The sequence below is a fragment of the Streptomyces sp. NPDC018947 genome, assembly GCF_044390505.1.
Taxonomy (GTDB): Bacteria; Actinomycetota; Actinomycetes; order Streptomycetales; family Streptomycetaceae; genus Streptomyces.
Window position 1 is genome coordinate 160,794 of record NZ_JBIRZD010000016.1, and the last position, 13,035, is coordinate 173,828.

Consider the following 13,035-nt stretch of genomic DNA (forward strand, 5'->3'; position numbering starts at 1 on the left):
GTCAGGGGCGTCCGCGCTGGCCGCGCAGGTGCTCCGCGATGGGCCTCAGGGACTTCTCCAGCTCCGTCAGCGCCTCGGGCGACAGCAGGTCGATGAAGTGCCGGCGCACGGACGCCACGTGGTGCGGCGCCACCTTCCGCATCGTCTCCAGGCCGTGCTCGGTGAGGACGGCGAAGAGCCCGCGGCGGTCGGACTCGCAGTGCTCGCGCCGGACCAGGTCCGCGTTCTCCATGCGGGTGATCTGGTGGGAGAGGCGGCTCTTGGACTGCATGGTGGCCGCGGCCAGATCGCTCATCCGCATCCGGTCGTCCTCGGACTCGGAGAGGTTCACCAGGATCTCGTAGTCGTTCATTGTCAGGCCGAACGGCTGCAGGTCCTTCTCGAGCTGGTGCGTCAACAGCCTGTTGACCTCCAGGTGGGTGCGCCAGGCGCCCTGCTCCGCATCGGTCAGCCAGCGGGTGGCCGTCTCGGTCTCCATGAATGAAGTCTACCTAAAAAGTTGAAAGGCGAACTAGTATGAGGGGTTCTGTGTGACGGAGGTGACGGTGCGCACGCGTTCGAGGTCACCCTCCGCAGGTTACCGTTCACAGCCCGAAGCGGCGCTGGAGGTCCCCGAGCTGTCCGGGAAGCCCCGGTACCCCCGAACGGCCTCCCGATGCCCCGGGACCGCCCGCGCCGGGCACCCCCGCCTGTTCCGGCGGGGCCCCCGCCGGCTGCTCCGCCATCAGCGTCTCGCTCGACTGGAGAAGTACCGTCCCCGCCCCCGTGAACTCGAACTGGTGCTCCTCCCCGGAGGCCCCGCCGAGGCCCGTCATCGCACGTAGACCGCCCAGCAGGCCGGTCAGGTACCCGTGGTCGTAGTGGTGGCACGGTGACGGGCAGTCGGCCCAGCCGACCAGGGCCTGCGGGTCCACCCGGATCGGAGGTTCCATGAACACCACCGGACCGTTCGACGCCGCCACGAACTTTCCGGTTCCGATCAGGGTCAGAAAACCCGGCACGATCGACTGCTTGAGGGCGAGACTTGGCTGAAAAGCGAGCAAGTTGCCCGAGCGAATGGTCAGATTGCCGTCCTGGAGGTCGTACGAGTTCACGTCGAAGGCCCGGTCGGCGAGCAGCATCTTGCCCGAGCCCTCGGCCACGACCCAGTCGCCGGCGTGCAGAGGCGAATGGAAGGACGTGCGCACCAGCCGGTCCAGCCGGCCGTGGCCGATCCCGTTGAACTCGATCGTCCCGTAGTAGGCGATCATCTTCCCCTTCTGGAGGAACCACTGGCTCCCCTTCAGTTCCACGCAGAAGGTGTACGCGTTGACGTTGTCGTCGGCCGGCAGCGTCGCCGGGTCGTGGTGGACGGTGCTCACAGCTTCTCCTCCGACGCCTGGACGTACACCGTGCCGTCGCCGCTCAGTTCGAGCTGGAACGCCTCGCCGGAGCCGCGGCCCACCATGTCCCGCCAGCCCAGCGCCGTGGACAGCCGGTTGCGGATGTCGCCGTGGTGGGCGACGTAGGCCTGCGGGTCCACGTGCACCGGACGCCCGGGGGCGACCGGGATGCCGAACACGCCGCCGTGGGCCATCACCGCCACCGCGCCGTGCCCGCTCAGCGTCGTGGTGAACAGCCCCTGCCCGCCGACCTGTCCGCGGACCACGCCCATGACGCCGCCCTGCGCGCCCAGGAACACCGTGCCCTGCTCCAGGGTGCCCTCGAAGGCGAGGAGGCGGTCCGCCTCGACGTACAGGGTGTCGCCGGAGAGGTGGATGACCTGGACATGGTGGCCGCCGTGCCCGAAGAACACCGTGCCGCTGCCCTCGACGGTCATCAGCGGGGTGTCCTCGCCCGCCACCCGGCGGCCGATCATCGACATCACGCCGCCCCGGCCGCCCCGCAGATTCGGGGTGAACGACACGTCTCCCCGGTGGGCGAGCATCGCGCCCCGCTGGCTGAACAGCCGCTGCCCGGGCACGACGTCCGCCCGCACCATCTTGGAGTTGATCTCCTGGAAGGTCATCTCACACGTCCCCCGCGATCGTGTTGCGCTCGCTCGGCTGCACGTACACCAGCCCGTCGCCCTCGAAGCGGATCTGGAAGGCCTCCCCGCCGCCCTCGCCGAACAGGGTGCGGAAGGTCACACCCGACTGGAAGGACTGCCGCAGGTTCCCCTGGTGCGCGACGTACGCCCCCGGGTCGACGGTCAGCGGGAACCCCGCGCCGACCCGCAGCGCCACCGCCGGGCCGTGCGACATGATCGCCGCCTGCCCGTGACCCTCGACGGTGGTGGTGAACAGCCCGTTGCCCCGGGAGGCGCCGCGCGCCCCCGTGAAGGAGGTGCCGGTGCGCAGCCCGGCGTCGGCCGCCAGGAGGTTGCTCGACTCGACGTACAGCGTGTCGCCCCGCAGGCCGACCAGGGTGATCTCCGAGGCCCGGTCCGCGAACCAGCAGGTCCCGTGGCCCTTCACCTCCATCACCGTCATCTGCTCGCCGGTGAGCCGCCGGGTCACCATGCCCCGGACGCCCTCCCCGCCGCCGCTGAGCTTCTTGAAGGCCATCCGGCCGTCGTACGCGACCATCGAGCCGTTCTTCGCCTTCACGGCGTCCCCGGTCATGTCGACGGCGAGCACCCTGCTGCCTTGCAGTCGGAACATCGCCACAAATGCGACGGTAGCCGCCGGACGGGCCCGCCGACAGGTGGCCCGACCCCGTGACCCGGGCGTGCCGCGGGTTTGCCACAATGGACCCGCGCTTGTGAGTGTGTTCACAAACGCGGCTCCGACCGATCCCTCAACCGTCCCTCTCCCACCGAAGGTGACCCGTGGACCTCAAGACCGCCACCGCCCTCCGCCGCCTCCGCCTGGTCTCGGGCCCCGAGGCGATCTCGTTCCTGCTGCTCCTCGTCTGTTCCGTCCTGAAGCGGACGACGGACTTCAACGCGGTGCCGGCGATGGGCATGATCCACGGCGTGCTGTTCGTGCTGTACGTGATCTTCTGGGCGGACGCCTGGAACCGCGCCAAGTGGCCGTTCGGCACCGCCGCCCTCTACTTCGTGCTCTCGGTCCTGCCGACCGGCGGGTTCTTCGCCGAGCGCAAGCTCAAGCGCGAGGCCGAGAACGCGGTCATCGCCTCCCGCGCCCGCCAGGAAGGGGTCGTGAACGCATGATCGTCGCCTTTTCCGTGTCGCCGCTCGGTGTCGGCGAGGACGTCGGGGAGTACGTGGCCGACGCGGTCCGCGTGGTGCGCGAGTCCGGGCTGCCGAACCGCACCGACGCCATGTTCACGTCCGTCGAGGGCGAGTGGGACGAGGTCATGGACGTCGTCCGGCGGGCCGTCGCCGCCGTCGAGGCGCGGGCACCGCGGGTGTCCCTGGTCCTCAAGGCGGACATCCGTCCCGGGGTGACGGACGGACTCACCTCCAAGGTCGAGACGGTCGAACGCCACCTCGCGCGATGACGGTTCGGCGGGGTGACGGGTATCGAAGGTCGAGACGGGGCTGACCGTCATGTGACCGGCCGGTATGGTCTGATGCCGTGCCGAAGCCCCTCAGCCTCTCCTTCGATCCCATCGCCCGCGCCGACGAACTCTGGAAGCAGCGCTGGGGCAGCGTGCCCTCCATGGCCGCGATCACCTCGATCATGCGCGCCCAGCAGATCCTGCTGGGTGAGGTCGACGCGGTGGTCAAGCCGTACGGGCTGACGTTCGCGCGCTACGAGGCGCTGGTGCTGCTCACCTTCTCCAAGGCGGGGGAGCTGCCCATGTCCAAGATCGGCGAGCGGCTCATGGTGCACCCCACGTCGGTGACGAACACCGTGGACCGCCTGGTCCGCTCCGGTCTGGTCGCCAAGCGCCCCAACCCCAAGGACGGCCGCGGCACGCTCGCCACCATCACCGACAAGGGCCGCGAGGTCGTCGAGTCGGCCACCCGCGACCTCATGGCCATGGACTTCGGCCTCGGTGCGTACGACGCGGAGGAATGCTCCGAGATCTTCGCCATGCTCAGGCCCCTGCGGGTGGCGGCGGGGGACTTCGAGCCCGAGTGAGCCCGGCGGCGGGCCCGCCGGAAGATCGCCCGAAACGTGTGGTTACGCTCGAGCCATGAAAAAAAGCGTGCTGACCCGCTACCGCGTCATGGCGTACGTCACCGGTGTGCTGCTGATCGCGTTGTGCCTGGGCATGATCGGCAAGTACGCCCTGGACCTGGGCGGCGCCGACGGCTTCACCCGTGCCGTCAGCATCGCCCACGGCTGGCTGTACGTCGTCTACCTCGTCTTCGCCTTCGACCTGGGCGCCAAGGCGAAGTGGCCGGTCAAGAAGCAGCTCTGGGTGCTGCTCGCCGGGACCGTCCCCACGGCCGCGTTCTTCGTGGAGCGGAAGATCAGCCGGGATCTGGACGCCAAGGCCGCCGAGGCCGCTCCGGCGGTCGCCGGGGCCTGATCCCACCGCCGTGCGGACACCCGTACGGCGGTTCCCCATCGACATTTACTTGGACGTCCTAGTAAATTCGAGGGTATGGACGCTCACGCCATAGAGGAAGGCCGCCGTCGGTGGCAGGCTCGCTACGACGCCGCGCGCAAGCGCGACGCCGACTTCACCACCCTCTCCGGGGATGCGGTGGAGCCGGTGTACGGGCCCCGGGACGGGGACAGGTACGAGGGGTTCGAGCGGATCGGGTGGCCGGGGGAGTTCCCCTTCACCCGCGGACTCCATCCGACGGGCTACCGGGGGCGTACGTGGACCATCCGGCAGTTCGCCGGGTTCGGCAACGCCGAGCAGACCAACGAGCGGTACAAGATGATCCTCCGCAACGGCGGAGGGGGGCTCTCCGTCGCCTTCGACATGCCGACGCTGATGGGCCGCGACTCCGACGACCCGCGCTCGCTGGGTGAGGTCGGGCACTGCGGGGTGGCCATCGACTCGGCCGCCGACATGGAGGTCCTGTTCAAGGACATCCCCCTCGGGGACGTGACCACGTCCATGACGATCAGCGGGCCCGCCGTGCCCGTGTTCTGCATGTACCTGGTCGCCGCCGAGCGGCAGGGCGTCGACGCCTCCGTGCTCAACGGCACGCTGCAGACGGACATCTTCAAGGAGTACATCGCCCAGAAGGAGTGGCTCTTCCAGCCCGAGCCGCACCTGCGCCTCATCGGCGACCTCATGGAGTACTGCGCGGCCGGCATCCCCGCCTACAAGCCGCTCTCCGTCTCCGGCTACCACATCCGCGAGGCCGGGGCGACGGCCGCGCAGGAGCTGGCGTACACGCTCGCCGACGGCTTCGGCTACGTCGAACTGGGGCTCAGCCGCGGTCTGGACGTCGACGTCTTCGCGCCCGGTCTCTCCTTCTTCTTCGACGCTCACGTCGATTTCTTCGAGGAGATCGCCAAGTTCCGCGCCGCCCGCCGCATCTGGGCGCGCTGGATGCGGGACGTGTACGGCGCGAAGACCGACAAGGCCCAGTGGCTGCGGTTCCACACGCAGACCGCCGGCGTCTCGCTGACCGCCCAGCAGCCGTACAACAACGTCGTCCGCACCGCCGTGGAGGCGCTGGCCGCCGTGCTCGGGGGGACCAACTCCCTGCACACCAACGCCCTGGACGAGACCCTCGCCCTGCCCAGCGAGCAGGCCGCCGAGATCGCCCTGCGCACCCAGCAGGTGCTGATGGAGGAGACCGGCGTCGCCAACGTCGCCGACCCGCTGGGCGGTTCCTGGTTCGTCGAGCAGCTCACGGACCGGATCGAGGCCGACGCCGAGAAGATCTTCGAGCAGATCAAGGAGCGCGGACTGCGGGCCCACCCCGACGGTCAGCACCCCATCGGCCCGATCACCTCCGGCATCCTGCGCGGCATCGAGGACGGCTGGTTCACCGGCGAGATCGCCGAGTCCGCCTTCCGCTACCAGCAGGCGCTGGAGAAGAACGACAAGCGCGTCGTCGGCGTCAACGTCCACACCGGCTCCGTCACCGGCGACCTGGAGATCCTGCGGGTCAGCCACGAGGTGGAGCGCGAGCAGGTGCGGGTGCTGGGCGAGCGCAGGGCCGCCCGGGACGACGCGGCCGTGCGCGCCGCCCTGGACGCCATGCTCGACGCGGCCCGCTCCGGCGCCAACATGATCGAGCCGATGCTCGACGCCGTGCGTGCCGAAGCCACGCTCGGGGAGATCTGCGGTGTACTGCGGGACGAGTGGGGCGTCTACACGGAGCCGGCGGGCTTCTAGGCGCGGGCTGCCGCGGGAGTCCGGGGGGCGCCGCTCGCCGGACTCCCGCGGCCTACGGCTCGGCCGGCCGGGAGGCCAGACCCCGCAGCAGCACCTGCGTGAAGCCCCGCGCCCACCGCCCGTCGGCCGGTTCGGCGCTGACCAGGGTGCGGTGCACCACCGCGCCCGCCACCACGTCGAAGATGAGGTCCGCCGTGCGGGCCGCGTCGGCCGGGTCGTTCTCGGGCGGCAGTTCGCCGCGCGCCTGGGCCCGGGCCCGGCCCTCGACCACCAGGCGCTTCTGCCGGTCGACGATGGAGGCCCGGATGCGCTCGCGCAGGGCGTCGTCGCGGGTGGACTCGGCGACCACGGCCATCAGTCCGCTCCTGGCCTCCGGCCGGGCCAGGATCGCCGCGAACTGGAGCACCACGCCCTCGATGTCGGCGGCCAGCGAGCCGCGGTCGGGCAGTTCGAGCTCGTCGAACAGCTCCGCCACCGCGTCCACGACCAGTTCGTTCTTGCCCGACCAGCGTCGGTAGAGGGTCGTCTTCGCAACCCCGGCCCGCGTCGCCACGTCTCCCAGGGTGAGCTTCGACCAGCCGAGGTCCACCAGGGCGGCCCGCGTCGCGGCCAGGATCGCGGTGTCCGCCGCGGCGTTGCGCGGGCGCCCGGCGCGGCCGGCGGGGATGCTGCTCTGCATGTCCCGACCATAACGGGCACCCGGCGGGGCCCCGGCCGTGAGGGAGATCACCGGGGCGGGGTGTTCCGGCGGCCCGTCCTGCCATTACGCTACGACTCGTAGCGAAAGCATGGGTGCGCCCGTGCCCGAGCGACGACCACGGGCGTGGGGTGGGGACCCGGCGCCGGACAACCGTGCCGACGGCACACATCAGGGCGGCCTTTTCACACCGCTTTTCACACGCGCGCGCAGGACAGGGGAGGATAGACCCATGCAGCCACGGAACATGTCCATGAGCGGGGTCGTCGACCTCGCCGCGGTGAAGGCGGCCCAGGAGGCCAAGGCGAAGGCGGAGCAGGCGCGCGCCGAGGCGGCCCGCAACGGCGGAGCGGGAGCCGTCTCCCCGGCCGATCTCGTCATCGACGTCGACGAGGCCCGCTTCGAGAGCGACATCCTGCAGCGGTCCACCGAGGTCCCGGTCGTCATCGACTTCTGGGCCGAGTGGTGCGAGCCCTGCAAGCAGCTCGGTCCCGTCCTGGAGCGGCTCGCCGTCGAGTACAACGGGCGCTTCCTCCTCGCCAAGATCGACGTCGACGCCAACCAGATGCTGATGCAGCAGTTCGGCATCCAGGGCATCCCGGCCGTGTTCGCGGTCGTCGCGGGGCAGCCGATCCCGCTCTTCCAGGGTGCCGCCGGCGAGGCGCAGATCCGCGAAACGCTGGACCAGTTGGTGCAGGTCGCCGAGCAGCGGTTCGGTCTGACCGGCCTCGTCGTCGACCCCGAGGCCGAGCCGGGCGCGCCCAAGGCCGCCCCCGCCGCTCCGGCCGGTCCGCACGACGCGGCGCTGGAGGCCGCCGTGCGCGCGCTGGACGCCGGTGACCTGGCCGGCGCGGTCCAGGCGTACAAGAACGTGCTCAGCGACGACCCGGCCAACACCGAGGCCAAACTCGGCCTGGCCCAGGCCGAGTTGCTCCAGCGCGTGCAGAACGCCGACCCGCAGCGGGTGCGGCAGGACGCCGCCGAGAAGCCGGACGACGCGCAGGCGCAGATCGCCGCCGCCGACCTGGATCTGGTGGGCGGGCACGTCGAGGACGCCTTCGGCCGCCTCATCGACACGGTGCGCCGCACGGCCGGCGACGACCGGGACGCCGTACGCCTGCGGCTGCTGGAGCTGTTCGAGGTCGTCGGCGGCGACGACCCGCGGGTGGTCGCGGCGCGCAGGGCGCTGGCGCGCGCCCTGTTCTAGGCGGACCCGTCGGGGCCGCCCATGGGGTGGCCGCCGACCGTCCGGCGCGGGTGACGCCGGAGTGGGGGAGCTGTCGAGGAAGGCGTCGGTGCGGCCGCGCTTTGCCAAATCTTGGTAATCGCGGCCGCTGTTACTGCCAGTAAGTCACGGGCGCCGATCTGTCAGTTTCTGTCCGGCGATCCTGTGTTTTGTTCTCCCCTCAGGGCGTACCGAGCGTCGCCGTATGGGGCCGGTATGCCGTTCTGCTGCCGTCCGGCCGTTACTAGTGAGTAACGAACCCCTTGTGCCGACGGCGAGAATGCACCACGATCGGCGACGCTCGGTCCGTTCCCGTGCCCCGCAAGCCAGTCGGGTCGCGGGAGTTCCTGGGTCCCCACCGAGCAGAGCCGGCGGCAGTGGCGCCGGCTCTTGGGCAGGGGGGTCTTCACCCAGCCGGTGAAGCCTGTCCAGCAGGGTTGTGCGTGATGCGTGTCATGGCGCGACCAGTGGTTGTCGCTCGGGGGTGATCGCCGGTGATTCGGGCGCGGAGTACGTGCCGCCGAGCGCGGGCGCTCTCCTTCCCGAGGACGTAGCACTTCTCCCATCCCTGCCAGGCCGAGCCGCCGATCCGGGGGCGGGCCGAGGCCAGGAGATGTACGTCCGAGAAGGAGGAAATATGGAGTCCCAGGTGCGTGGCGGGACCAGATGGAAGCGGTTCGCCGTCGTCATGGTGCCCAGCGTGGCCGCGACGGCCGCGATAGGCGTGGCGCTGGCACAGGGTGCCCTGGCCGCGTCGTTCAGTGTCTCCGGCCAGTCGTTCAAGGTGACGGCCGACCGGCTCGACGGCTCGGGCTTCGTCCAGTACGGGGCGATCGACTCGGGCTACACGCTCGACGGGCAGAAGACGGCTCACCCCGTCGCCGTCTCGGCGTTCAAGTCCGCGTCGATCAAGGGCATGTGCCAGTCCGTGGTCACCCCGGACATCCCGGTCATCGGCTCGGTCAGCCTCATGCTGAAGGCCGGCGGCGGCGGCAAGGCGGTCGAGGCCGAGAACCTGTACATCGACGTCGAGCAGCTCGAGGCCGATGCCACGTTCCGCGGCATCGACATCGGCGTCGCGGCCAAGGACGCCGCCAAGGGTCCCGGCATCAAGAAGGGCGACACCGCGAACCCGTACGGGTTCTCGCAGCAGGCCGACTCGGTCACGCTGACCGGCGTGAAGCAGACGGCGTGGGCGACCACCGCCGGAACCTTCAAGCTCAGCGGTCTGAAGATGTCGCTGTCCAAGGGTGTCAAGGAGTGCTACTAAGCACTCGCTGACGGGCGGGGGAGCCGGTGGCACCCCCGCCCGTCCACTCTCCGGCCGCGCCGTCGAGCGCGGCCGCGTCTCCACCTGCAAAGCCGTACCAGGGAGCTGTTTTCCATGAGCGCCGAGACTCCTGCCGCGACCGGCCAGTTCACCCGCCGGAGGCTGCAGTTCCGTGCCTGGCGAGGCGCGCGGCCGTTCTGGGCCGGTCTGTTCGTCGCCCTCGGCGGACTCCCCATCGCCTACTTCCCGTACGCGAACCTCCAGATCGGTCACCTGACGCTGGCCATGGCCACCACCGCGGGCGCCGGGTCCCTGATCATCGGCGTGCTGCTCGTCGTCCTGGGCGTCAGCCTGTGGTTCCAGAAGCACGTACGGGTCTTCGCGGGCGTCGCGGCGATCCTGCTGGCGCTGGTGTCCATCCCGGTGTCCAACCTCGGCGGTTTCCTGATCGGCTTCCTGCTGGCACTGGTCGGCGGTGCGATGGCCGTGTCGTGGGTCCCGGGCGAACCGCCGCGGGCCGAACCGCCGTTGGAGGGCAGGGGGAAGGGGGGCGCACCCGAGGGAGTGCTCCCCGCCGCGCCGGTGGTCGACGCCACGGTGCCGGAGCCGAGGGGCGGCGTGGAAGAGCCGAACGATCTGTCAGGAACGAGCCCGGCCAACGGGGCGAACGGGAGGCACAGTGCCGGCTGACGAGGTGACCCGCGGGACTGACGTGGAGTCGTCCCGTGTGAGAACCGGGCCGCGCCACGCGGCACCCAAGAAGCCGTTGTTCACCAGGTTCCACATGCCGGCCGGGAAGGCGATAGCCCTGGCGGCGATGCCCACGGCGGTCCTCATGGGGATGGGCTTCACGCCGACGCTGGCCCTCGCCGACGGCGACAAGGCGCCCGCGTCCAACAGCCTGACGGCCGACGAGTACAAGGACTGCGTGGCGGCCATCGAGGAGGCCGAGAAGGGCTCGTCCGACCCGGAGCCCGCGCCCACGGCGACCGGTGAGGCGGACGACGGCGAGGACGCGGACGAGGGCGGCGGGAAGGCGGACGACACGTCCGAGGGCACGTCCGGCGCGACCGAGCCGGAGCCCGGCACCTCCGAGGACACGGACAACGGCTCGTCCTCTTCGTCGGATTCAGGTTCCGACGACAAGGCCGAGCCCGCGCCCTCGGTGTCCCCGGACGCCCCCAGCCAGGAGGAGGCGTCCGGCGGCCAGGACGCGTCGCCCTCGCCGTCCGAGACGGAGGACGGCGTGCTGAAGGACCTCGGCGACGCCCTCGGCGGCATCCTCACCGGCGGCGACAAGGCCGAGGAGACCACCGCCCCCGCGCCCGCCCCGTCGGCGTCGGCGTCCGGGAGCGCGGCCGAGGACACCTCGGGCACCGTGCGGGACTCGGTCGAGAAGGCCACCGACGCGGCCGAGGACACCGCCCCGGACACCACCGACGCGGCGTCCAAGGCGGCCGGCGACACCGGGGACACCGCGCAGGAGGTGGAGGAGGCCGCCGGGGAAGCGGCCGACGAGGCCACCCGGTCGCCCGCCCCGGGCGCCTCCGAGAGCAGCGGCGTGGACCTGGACGACTGCCCGGTCGCCACGGACGCGGAGGGCGGCGTCGACAACAAGGTGCCGCTGCCCGACGACCCCTGGTACCTGAACGCCAGTTCGCTGCTGCTGAAGGGCGCCAAGTACGAGGGCATCGTCGAGGTCAGGACGGCCAACGGCACCACCAAGAAGGTGCTGAAGTACGTCGTCTCGGACGGCACCGACATCGGTGACCTGCACCAGACGGTGAAGGACGAGCAGTCCGGCAAGACCTACCACGTGCAGGCGGCCCGGGGCTCGACGTCCACGATCCGCGACGGCGACACGGTGATGTACACCGAGAGCATCTCGGGCAACCTGCTCGGGCTGATCCCGGTCACCTTCGACCCGGAGCACCCGCCGCCGCTGGACATCCCGCTGATCTACTTCACCAAGGTCACGGTCGTCCAGGCCGGCCAGTTCGGCGGCACCCTGCACGTTCCCGGACTGCACCAGTACACGACCTGAACCTCCCTCGGTCCCGTTCGGGAGCCGCACGGGACCGAGGGCGCCCCCTGTCGCAGGGGGCGCCCTCGGTGCGTGTGCGGGGCGGGTCAGCCGCGGCGGGTCTCGCCCAGGTGGTGCACGCGGACCATGTTGGTGGTGCCGGGCACGCCGGGCGGGGAACCGGCGGTGATCACGACGATGTCGCCGTCGTTGAACCGGCCCAGGCGGACCGTCTCCTGGTCCACCAGGTCCACCATCTCGTCGGTGGTGCTGACGAACGGCACCACGTGCGGCTCCACGCCCCAGCTCAGCGTGAGCTGGTTGCGGGTGGCCTCGTCGGTGGTGAAGGCGAGGATCGGCTGGGTGGCGCGGTAGCGGGACAGCCGGCGCGCGGTGTCGCCGGACTGCGTGAAGGCCACCAGGCCCTTGCCGCCCAGGAAGTCGGCGATCTCGGCGGCGGCACGGGCCACCGAACCACCCTGCGTGCGCGGCTTCTTGCCGGGCACCAGCGGCTGGAGGCCCTTGGAGAGCAGCTCCTGCTCGGCCGCGGTGACGATCTTCGACATCGTCTTCACGGTCTCGATCGGGTACGCGCCCACGCTGGACTCGGCGGACAGCATGACCGCGTCGGCGCCGTCCAGGATCGCGTTGGCCACGTCGGAGGCCTCGGCGCGGGTCGGGCGGGAGTTGGTGATCATCGACTCCATCATCTGGGTCGCCACGATCACCGGCTTGGCGTTGCGCCGGCACATCTCGATCAGGCGCTTCTGCACCATGGGGACCTTCTCGAGCGGGTACTCGACGGCCAGGTCGCCGCGCGCGACCATCACGCCGTCGAACGCCATGACGACGTCCTCCATGTTCTCGACCGCCTGCGGCTTCTCCACCTTGGCGATCACGGGGACGCGGCGGCCCTCCTCGTCCATCACCCGGTGCACGTCGGCGACGTCCTTGGCGTCCCGGACGAAGGAGAGGGCGACCAGGTCGCAGCCCATGCGCAGCGCGAAGCGGAGGTCCTCGACGTCCTTCTCGCTGAGCGCCGGCACGTTCACGGCCGCGCCGGGCAGGTTGATGCCCTTGTGGTCCGAGATGACGCCGCCCTCGATGACGATCGTCCGCACCCGGGAGCCCTCGACCTCGGTGACCTTCAGCTCGACGTTGCCGTCGTTGATGAGCACCTGGTCGCCCTTGTCCACGTCACCGGGCAGGCCCTTGTACGTGGTGCCGCAGATGGTCCGGTCGCCCGGCACGTCCTCGGTGGTGATGGTGAACTCGTCACCCCGCACCAGCTCGACGGGGCCCTCGGCGAAGGTTGCCAGGCGGATCTTGGGGCCCTGCAGGTCGGCGAGGACACCGACGGCGCGGCCGGTCTCCTTGGCGGCGGCCCGGACGCGGTCGTAACGCCCCTGGTGCTCGGCGTGCGTGCCGTGGCTGAAGTTGAAGCGGGCCACGTTCATGCCGGCCTCGATCAGAGCGACGAGCTGCTCGTGGGAGTCGACCGCGGGGCCGAGAGTACAGACGATTTTCGAACGGCGCATGGGGCGATCCTATCGGTTTGTTTCGCTGCGGAATATTCCGTCTGGCGGAAGATACAAATGGGCGCCTCGGTGCTCACAAGA

General features: G+C 70.6%; 15 protein-coding genes. 9 read left to right on the plus strand and 6 right to left on the minus strand.

Features of this window, described 5'->3' with window-relative positions; genetic code table 11:
* Position 1 precedes the first annotated feature (1 nt).
* From ACH499_RS27815 to ACH499_RS27830, 4 genes are all read right to left on the minus strand, one after another.
* Complete coding sequence (locus ACH499_RS27815; RefSeq protein ID WP_356201609.1) at positions 2-478, minus strand: MarR family transcriptional regulator; 477 nt, start codon at positions 476-478, stop codon at positions 2-4.
* Between the two features lie 106 nt (positions 479-584).
* Entirely contained in the window at positions 585-1,361 is a 777-nt protein-coding gene (locus tag ACH499_RS27820) for an AIM24 family protein (protein ID WP_356201608.1), read from the minus strand.
* Positions 1,358-2,008, minus strand: a complete 651-nt coding sequence (locus tag ACH499_RS27825) for an AIM24 family protein (protein ID WP_392829880.1) — start codon at positions 2,006-2,008, stop codon at positions 1,358-1,360. The genes ACH499_RS27820 and ACH499_RS27825 overlap by 4 nt, the downstream gene beginning before the upstream one ends.
* Before the next feature lies 1 nt (position 2,009).
* Positions 2,010-2,642: an AIM24 family protein gene (locus ACH499_RS27830; protein ID WP_399019152.1), complete on the minus strand. Its 633-nt coding sequence runs from the start codon at positions 2,640-2,642 to the stop codon at positions 2,010-2,012.
* A 167-nt stretch (positions 2,643-2,809) separates the two neighbouring features.
* Between ACH499_RS27830 and ACH499_RS27835 the strand changes: the two genes are divergently transcribed.
* From ACH499_RS27835 to ACH499_RS27855, 5 genes are all read left to right on the plus strand, one after another.
* Positions 2,810-3,154: a DUF3817 domain-containing protein gene (locus ACH499_RS27835; protein WP_356201602.1), complete on the plus strand. Its 345-nt coding sequence runs from the start codon at positions 2,810-2,812 to the stop codon at positions 3,152-3,154.
* Positions 3,151-3,444, plus strand: coding sequence for an MTH1187 family thiamine-binding protein (locus tag ACH499_RS27840; protein WP_356201600.1), 294 nt, complete (start codon positions 3,151-3,153; stop codon positions 3,442-3,444). The genes ACH499_RS27835 and ACH499_RS27840 overlap by 4 nt, the downstream gene beginning before the upstream one ends.
* Before the next feature lie 77 nt (positions 3,445-3,521).
* Positions 3,522-4,031 (plus strand): MarR family winged helix-turn-helix transcriptional regulator, encoded by a 510-nt coding sequence (locus ACH499_RS27845; RefSeq protein ID WP_399019111.1) that lies wholly within the window; start codon positions 3,522-3,524, stop codon positions 4,029-4,031.
* Positions 4,032-4,086: 55 nt separating this feature from the next.
* Positions 4,087-4,425 (plus strand): DUF3817 domain-containing protein, encoded by a 339-nt coding sequence (locus ACH499_RS27850; RefSeq protein ID WP_399019113.1) that lies wholly within the window; start codon positions 4,087-4,089, stop codon positions 4,423-4,425.
* Positions 4,426-4,500: 75 nt separating this feature from the next.
* A complete protein-coding gene (locus tag ACH499_RS27855) occupies positions 4,501-6,201 on the plus strand; it encodes a methylmalonyl-CoA mutase (RefSeq protein ID WP_399019115.1) in 1,701 nt (566 codons plus the stop codon).
* Between the two features lie 52 nt (positions 6,202-6,253).
* On the opposite strand, the gene ACH499_RS27860 is transcribed toward ACH499_RS27855, so the two are convergent.
* Positions 6,254-6,880 carry a TetR/AcrR family transcriptional regulator gene (locus tag ACH499_RS27860; protein ID WP_356201593.1) on the minus strand — a complete coding sequence of 209 codons (627 nt, stop codon included), beginning with the start codon at positions 6,878-6,880 and terminating at the stop codon, positions 6,254-6,256.
* 250 nt (positions 6,881-7,130) lie between these two features.
* Between ACH499_RS27860 and ACH499_RS27865 the strand changes: the two genes are divergently transcribed.
* The 4 genes from ACH499_RS27865 to ACH499_RS27880 all read left to right on the plus strand — a co-directional run bounded on the left by ACH499_RS27865 (position 7,131) and on the right by ACH499_RS27880 (position 11,437).
* Positions 7,131-8,105 (plus strand): tetratricopeptide repeat protein, encoded by a 975-nt coding sequence (locus ACH499_RS27865; protein ID WP_399019117.1) that lies wholly within the window; start codon positions 7,131-7,133, stop codon positions 8,103-8,105.
* 655 nt (positions 8,106-8,760) lie between these two features.
* Positions 8,761-9,393, plus strand: a complete 633-nt coding sequence (locus ACH499_RS27870; RefSeq protein WP_356201590.1) for a DUF6230 family protein — start codon at positions 8,761-8,763, stop codon at positions 9,391-9,393.
* Positions 9,394-9,507: 114 nt separating this feature from the next.
* On the plus strand, positions 9,508-10,083 hold the full coding sequence (locus tag ACH499_RS27875) for a DUF6114 domain-containing protein (protein ID WP_399019120.1): 576 nt from the start codon (positions 9,508-9,510) through the stop codon (positions 10,081-10,083).
* Positions 10,073-11,437, plus strand: a complete 1,365-nt coding sequence (locus ACH499_RS27880; protein ID WP_399019122.1) for a hypothetical protein — start codon at positions 10,073-10,075, stop codon at positions 11,435-11,437. The genes ACH499_RS27875 and ACH499_RS27880 overlap by 11 nt, the downstream gene beginning before the upstream one ends.
* Positions 11,438-11,523: 86 nt before the next feature.
* On the opposite strand, the gene pyk is transcribed toward ACH499_RS27880, so the two are convergent.
* Positions 11,524-12,954 carry a pyruvate kinase gene (gene pyk, locus ACH499_RS27885; RefSeq protein ID WP_356201585.1) on the minus strand — a complete coding sequence of 477 codons (1,431 nt, stop codon included), beginning with the start codon at positions 12,952-12,954 and terminating at the stop codon, positions 11,524-11,526.
* Between the last annotated feature and the right edge of the window lie 81 nt (positions 12,955-13,035).